A 7,153-nucleotide genomic window follows, 5' to 3' on the forward strand; every position below is an offset into this window, starting at 1 on the left:
TCCGCCGGGGGACGCCCTGCGCGGTGCCGCCCCGGAGGATGAGTCTCATGCCCCGATGCACGGATCCACCCGGGGAGCCCCTGATGAAGGATCCGCGCCCTATGCCGCACCGCACCTCCGAGGAGGACCCCTTGGCGATCTCCACCGCACCCGGCTCCGAGTCCGCGCTGACCGCCCGCTCGCGCAAGCCGCTCGGCGGTCGCCCGGTGCTCTTCGCGGCGATGCTGCTGGTCGCGACCCTCGGGGTGCTGGTCCTGCTCGTGGTGGGGCCGACGGCGCCGCTCCCGGTGGCGCTCGTGGCGGCCGCGGGGCTGGTCGCGCTGGTGGGGCTCGCCTGGGTGGTGGCGGGGCCGCGGCTCTAATCGGCGGGGCTCAGCGCCCGGCGCCGATCAGACGTCGATCTCGATCTCGCCCTCGCCGCGCGACACGCAGGTGATCATCTGCGAGTCCTTCTCGTCGTCCATCAGGAACTCGTCCATGTGCTCGACGTCGCCGGAGACCAGGGGCACCACGCAGGTGCCGCACACCCCACCCTCGCAGGAGTAGTCCATCGAGACCCCGGCGTCCAGGAGCGCCTGCAGCAGGGATTGGCCCTCGGCGACCTCGACGGTGACCCCGGACTTCAGGCACTTGGCGGTGAAGGGCTCTCCGAACAGCGACATCCTCGCTCCTTCTGCGTCGGCCACCCGGTCGGGCGACTCCATGGAGATACCAGTCTCCCATCCTCGGCGGCCGCGCAGGAGGTGAGGCGCGCCTCACCCGTCGGACCCGTCCTCCTCCGCGGAGCGGGGCGGGAGGGCGAGGATCGGAGTCTGACCGGTCAGCGGGGTCGTCCACACGCCGCCCGCGGCACCGGACGATCCGGCGGCCGACGAGGTGGGGGAGAGGGCCAGCGCCGCGGGGCCGAAGCTCAGCACCAGCAGGGTCGCGGCGCCGAGGGCGGCGACGCTCGCGGTCGCCCGCCCGCGGAGACTCCGCGGGGGCTGGGCGTCGGCCCCGCCGTCTGCGGCGTCTCCGGGTCTGTCTGCTGTCGTGCCGTCCTCGTCCATGCCGGATCCTCCCTCGGGTCCCGTGCGGCGATCTGCCGATGGCGACCATGCAAGGCCGCCCACCTGTGCCGGTCCTGTGCGCGCGGACCGGGTTCGCTGTGACCTGCTCGGAAGCGGGGCGGAGCGGTCCCTCATGGGGGAGCGCGGGGCTACTCTCGGATCCACCGGCCGGGCCGCCCGTGCCGACCGGCCCGCATCGACCGTCCCCGTGGAGGCGCCCCGTGACCGAGTCCGCGAGATCCGCCCTCGCCGCCCTGCCCGCGCTGTCGCATCCCGACGGCGGGCCCGTGCGCGTCCTGGTCGTCGAGGACGAGCCCACCATCGCCGATCTGCTGCGCTTCCCGCTGCAGATGGTCGGCTGGGACGTCACGGTGTGCGGCGACGGCCTCGAGGCGGTGCGGCTCGCCCGCAGCAACCGACCCGACGTGCTCGTCCTGGACCGCATGCTGCCAGGCCTCGACGGTGTCGAGGTTCTGCGCCGCATCCGCGCGCTGCATCCCGAGATCCCCGCCCTGATCCTGACCGCGATGGACGCTCCCGCCGACCGCATCGACGGGCTGGCCGCCGGGGCCGACGACTACGTGACCAAGCCGTTCACGATCGAGGAGGTGCTGCTGCGCCTGCACCGGTTGGTGCAGCGCTCGGGCGTCGTCGCGCAGGGCAGCCAGGAGCTCGTGGTCGGCGACCTGGTGATGGACCTCGACGCCCATGAGGTGACGCGGGGCGGCGAGACGATCGCCCTCACCGCGACCCAGTTCCAGCTGTTGCAGTACCTCATGGAGAATCCGCAGAAGGTGCTGTCCAAGGCGCAGATCCTCGAATCCGTGTGGAACTACGACTTCGGCGGGCAGGCCAACATCGTCGAGCTGTACATCTCGTACCTGCGCAAGCGCATCGACGCCGGTCGCGAGCCGATGATCCACACGGTCCGCGGCGCGGGCTACGTGCTCAAGCCCGCGACCGGGACCGGCGGATGACGGGCGCGCCGACGCGCCGTCGGGCGGCCCTGCGCACCACGCTGGTCGCCCTGCTGCTCGCGACCGTGGCGGTCGTCTGCCTCGCCGTCGGCCTGGTCACCCACGTCTCCGTCGGCCGACAGCTGGATGCCGAGCTCGATGCTCAGCTGCAGCGCGCCTCCGAGCGGGCCGGCGCCCGCGAGCTCGGGAACCTGCCGCTGAACCCCGCGGACCTCGGCGCCGGGACCCCCGGCGGCGGGGGCGACGGCCCCGGGAGCGGCGAGTACGAGCTCACCGCGCACGTGCAGGACGGTGCCGTCACCGCCTCGCTGTGGCGGGACGACGCCGGGGAGCTGCGGCAGCTCACCGTCGAGGATCGGGACGCGCTTCAGGCGGCGGTCGACGAGCTCGCGGCCGCAGCGGGGACGAGCCCCGGGGCGGCGGGATCGCCCGGGGACGCCGTCTCCGTCACCCTCTCCATCGGTACCTACCGCGTCATGCTCCAGCCGCTCGACGACACCGCCGCGGTGGTCACGGGCCTGCCGCTCGCCGAGAACCGCTCGACCCTGCTGCGCCTGGATCTCACCCTGCTCGGCGCGGGGCTCGGCGCCCTGGTGGTCACCGGGATCGGCGGCTCGCTGCTGGTGCGTCGCACCCTCTCGCCGCTAGAGGGCGTGGCCGAGCTCGCCGCGGACGTGGCCCGGACCCCGCTCGAGCACGGCAGCGTCCGCCTCGAGCAGCGGGTCCCGGCGCGCCACGCAGTGCCCGGGACCGAGGTCGGCGACGTCGGCGCCGCGCTGAACCTCCTGCTCGACAACGTCGAGGGCGCGATCGAGACGCGGCACCGCAGCGAGGAGAGGATGCGCCGCTTCATCGCGGACGCCTCGCACGAGCTGCGCACCCCGCTCACCGCCATCCGCGGCTACACGGAGATGCTGCGCCTCACCGAGGAGCTCAGCGACCGGGGTCGGCAGTCCGTGGACCGGCTCCAGGCGCAGTCCGGACGCATGACCTCCCTCGTCGAGGACCTGCTGCTGCTCACCCGCCTCGATGACCACGCGCCGCTGGTCCGCGTCCCGGTCGACCTCGGGGAGATCGTGCTGGAGTGCGCCATGGACGCCCGCGCCGCCGGTCCCGACCATCCGCTCGACGTGTCCGTCCCGGACGAGCCGGTGATGGTCGCCGGCGAGGAGGCGCGGCTCGCCCAGGTGGTCCTGAACCTGCTCTCCAACGCCCGCAAGCACACCCCCGAGGGCACCGCCGTCGCGGTCCGGCTGAGCGCCGAGTCCGGCGGGGCCCGGCTCGAGGTGGCCGATGCGGGGCCCGGTATCGATCCGGAGCTGCTGCCGGACGTGTTCAGCCGCTTCACCCGCGCCGACCGCGCCCGCTCCGGTGGGGAGGGGACCTCGGGGCTCGGGCTCTCGATCGTCCGGGCGATCGTCGAGGCGCACGACGGGAGCATCGCCGTCTTCTCCGAGCCCGGCCGCACCGTGTTCACCGTGTCTCTTCCGCTCGCCTCGGAGTGACCGGGCACCGGGCGGTGCGTACACTGTCCGCCATCGGCATCGACCCGGCCATCACCGGAGAGCCGCGGGAAGAACAGCATGAGCACGGATCCGCGAGGAGCCGCCGCCCCGCCCAGTAGAACCCGCCGGGACCAGCCCGTCACAGCTGAGGAACGAGGGGAGACCCGAGCGGCACCGCGCCGCGGAGGTGTCAACCGAGGTGGTACCGCGCCACCGGCCGCGCGCCGGCGACGTCCTCGGACAGCAGCAGCGCCGTCCCACCGCCGTCCCCGTCCTTCCTCGGAGGTCCTCCCATGGTCTACCCGGTCTCCGGAGACCCGCTCGTCCCCTCGCCGAACCTGCCCGCGCTCGAGAACGCGATCCAGGAGTTCTGGCGCACCGATGGCTCCTTCCGCGCCTCGATCGCGCGCCGCGAGGGCGCCGAGGAGTTCGTCTTCTACGACGGTCCGCCCTTCGCCAACGGTCTGCCCCATTACGGGCACCTGCTCACCGGCTTCGTCAAGGACGTCATCCCGCGCTTCCGGACGATGACCGGCTGCAAGGTCGACCGCCGCTTCGGCTGGGACACCCATGGCCTGCCCGCGGAGCTCGAGGCGATGCGGGAGCTCGGCATGACCGAGAAGTCCGAGATCGAGGACATGGGCCTGCAGGCCTTCAACAACGCCGCTCGCGCCTCCGTGCTGAAGTACACGAAGAACTGGGAGGAGTACGTCACCCGGCAGGCGCGCTGGGTCGACTTCGAGAACGACTACAAGACCCTCGACGTGACCTTCATGGAGTCCGTGCTGTGGGCCTTCAAGACCCTCTACGACAAGGGCCGCGCCTACGAGGGCTACTACGTGCTCCCGTACTGCTGGAAGGACCAGACGCCGCTCAGTGCCCATGAGCTGCGCATGGACGACGACGTCTACCAGGACCGTCAGGACCAGACCGTCACCGTCACCCTGCCCTTCCGCGGGGCCAAGGCGCAGGAGCTGGGGATCGGGGAGGTCCGCGCCCTCGCCTGGACCACCACCCCGTGGACGCTGCCCACCAACTTCTCCCTCGCCGTCGGCCCCGAGCTCGAGTACGCGGTCGTTCCCGCCGGACCCCTCGGGGCGGCCGACGGGGCCGCCGCGGGCGAGGCCCGCTACCTGCTGGCCCGCGCCCTCGTCGGCTCCTACGCCAAGGAGCTCGGCTACGAGGACGCCGACGCCGCGGCCGCCGCGGTGGAGGAGCGCACCCTCGCGGGGGCCGAGCTCGAGCACGTCGAGTACGAGCCGCTGTGGACGGTCTACTCCGAGGACCGTGCGAAGTGGGGCACCGAGAACGCCTGGATCGTCACCGTCGCCGACTACGTCTCCACCGAGGACGGCACCGGCGTGGTCCACCAGGCCACCGCCTACGGTGAGATCGACCAGCAGGTCAACGCCGAGTACGGCATCCCCGTGATCGTCTCCGTCGACGACGGCGCGCAGTTCCTGGACTACTTCCGCGGCACCGCCCTCGACGAGATCGCCGGGGTGCAGGTCTTCGAGGCCAACCGCCCGATCATCCGGAACCTGAAGGCGATGGGCCGGCTGCTGCGCGAGGCCAGCTACGTGCACTCGTACCCGCACTGCTGGCGCTGCCGGAACCCCCTGATCTACAAGGCCGTCTCCTCCTGGTACGTGAAGGTCGCCGACCAGCGCGAGCGGATGCTCGAGCTGAACGAGCAGATCGACTGGGTGCCCGGCAACGTCAAGCACGGCCAGTTCGGCAAGTGGCTCGAGGGTGCCCGCGACTGGGCGATCTCCCGCAACCGCTACTGGGGATCTCCCATCCCGGTGTGGAAGAGCGACGACCCGAACCACCCGCGCATCGAGGTCTACGGCTCCCTCGCCGAGCTCGAGGAGGCCTTCGGCACGCTCCCGCGCGACGAGCACGGCGAGGTCAACCTCCACCGCCCCTACATCGACGCGCTCACCCGCCCGAACCCGGACGATCCCACCGGAGCCTCGACGATGCGCCGCGTCGAGGAGGTCTTCGACGTCTGGTTCGACTCCGGCTCGATGCCCTTCGCCCAGGTGCACTACCCCTTCGAGAACACCGACTGGTTCGAGTCCCACAACCCGGCGGACTTCATCGTCGAGTACATCGGGCAGACCCGCGGCTGGTTCTACGTCATGCACGTGCTGTCCACCGCGCTGTTCGACCGCCCCGCCTTCACTTCGGTGATCTGCCACGGCATCGTGCTCGGCGAGGACGGCCAGAAGATGTCGAAGTCGCTCGGCAACTACCCGGACGTGCGCGAGATGTTCGACAAGTACGGGGCCGACGCGATGCGCTGGTTCCTCATGTCCTCGCCGATCCTCCGCGGCGGCAACCTGATCGTCGACGAGCCCAAGATCCGCGACGCCGCGCGCCAGGTGGTGCTGCCTCTGTGGAGCGTCTGGTACTTCCTGGGTCTGTACGCGAACGCAGCCGGGGAGAAGGACGCGAGCGGGATCCCCGCCGGCTACCGCGGCCGCCCGCGCCACGAGTCCGACGACGTCATGGACCGCTACCTGCTCGCCCGCACCGGGGAGCTGGTGCGGGGCGTCCGCGAGCGGCTCACCGCCCTCGCGATCGCCGACGGGGTCGAGCTGATCGAGGACTACCTCGACATGCTCACCAACTGGTACGTGCGCCGCTCCCGCGACCGCTTCTGGGAGGGCGACGAGCAGGCCATCGACGTGCTCTCCACCTGCCTGGAGACCCTCTGCCGGGTCGCGGCCCCGCTGCTGCCCATGGTCACCGAGGAGATCTGGAAGCAGCTCACCGGCGGCCGCTCCGTCCACCTCGAGGACTGGCCGGACGACGCCCTCTTCCCGCAGGATCCGGAGCTGATCGCGCGCATGGACGACGTGCGCGCGGTGGCGAGCGCCGGCAACGCCCTGCGCAAGAAGGAGGGCCTGCGGGCGCGTCTCCCGCTCGCCGAGCTGGTGGTCGTCCATCACGATCCCGCCGCCCTCGAGCCCTTCGGGGCGATCCTCGCCGACGAGCTCAACGTCAAGGCCGTGCGCCTGCTGGACGTCAAGAGCGAGGAGGCCCAGGGCATGGGCGTCGAGCAACGCCTGAGCGTCAACGCGCGCGCCGCCGGTCCGCGCCTGGGCAAGCAGGTGCAGCAGGCGATCAAGGGCGCCAAGAGCGGCGACTGGTCCCAGGCCGAGGACGGCACCGTCACCGCGGGCGGCCTCGCCCTCGTCGAGGCCGAGTACTCGCTGGACCTCGTCGCCGGGGAGTCCGCGGCCATCGAGGGGCGTGCCGTCGGTGTCCTGCGCGGCGGCGACTTCCTCGCCCTCGACACCCGGGTGACCCCGGACCTCGAGGCGGAGGGCACCGCCCGCGATGTGATCCGCGCGATCCAGCAGGCGCGCCGCGAGGCGGGCCTGGAGGTCTCCGACCGGATCATCCTGACCCTCAGCGGCGATGCCGCCGTGGTCGAGGCGGTCGGCGCCCACCGCGAGCTCGTGGCCGGGGAGGTCCTCGCCGTCTCTGTCGAGATCGGTGCCGAGCCCGTCGCGGGGGCGCACGCCTCGACCGAGGCCGTCACCGGCGGCACCGTGACGGTCGGCGTCGTGAAGGCCTGAGCAGGGCAGGTCCCTCGGGGGCGGCGGCGGGG

Annotated in this window: 6 protein-coding genes; 4 read left to right on the plus strand and 2 right to left on the minus strand. The window is 72.2% G+C overall.

Annotated features, from left to right (window positions below; translation table 11 throughout):
- Positions 1–101: 101 nt before the first annotated feature.
- Positions 102–362: a hypothetical protein gene (locus tag ACZCAH_RS10080; protein WP_464340947.1), complete on the plus strand. Its 261-nt coding sequence runs from the start codon at positions 102–104 to the stop codon at positions 360–362.
- Positions 363–389: 27 nt separating this feature from the next.
- Here the strand turns inward: ACZCAH_RS10080 and ACZCAH_RS10085 are convergent, their stop codons facing one another.
- Entirely contained in the window at positions 390–662 is a 273-nt protein-coding gene (locus ACZCAH_RS10085) for a 2Fe-2S iron-sulfur cluster-binding protein (protein ID WP_329749698.1), read from the minus strand.
- Between the two features lie 93 nt (positions 663–755).
- On the minus strand, positions 756–1,049 hold the full coding sequence (locus tag ACZCAH_RS10090; protein WP_464340948.1) for a hypothetical protein: 294 nt from the start codon (positions 1,047–1,049) through the stop codon (positions 756–758).
- A gap of 221 nt (positions 1,050–1,270) precedes the next feature.
- Between ACZCAH_RS10090 and ACZCAH_RS10095 the strand changes: the two genes are divergently transcribed.
- From ACZCAH_RS10095 to ileS, 3 genes are all read left to right on the plus strand, one after another.
- Positions 1,271–2,026 (plus strand): response regulator transcription factor, encoded by a 756-nt coding sequence (locus ACZCAH_RS10095; RefSeq protein ID WP_464340949.1) that lies wholly within the window; start codon positions 1,271–1,273, stop codon positions 2,024–2,026.
- Positions 2,023–3,531, plus strand: coding sequence for a sensor histidine kinase (locus ACZCAH_RS10100; protein WP_464340950.1), 1,509 nt, complete (start codon positions 2,023–2,025; stop codon positions 3,529–3,531). Before ACZCAH_RS10095 ends, ACZCAH_RS10100 begins: the two co-directional genes overlap by 4 nt.
- Positions 3,532–3,824: 293 nt before the next feature.
- Entirely contained in the window at positions 3,825–7,121 is a 3,297-nt protein-coding gene (ileS, locus tag ACZCAH_RS10105) for an isoleucine--tRNA ligase (protein ID WP_464340951.1), read from the plus strand.
- The last annotated feature ends 32 nt before the right edge of the window (positions 7,122–7,153 follow it).

It is taken from the genome of Brachybacterium sp. B718/18, assembly GCF_055454375.1.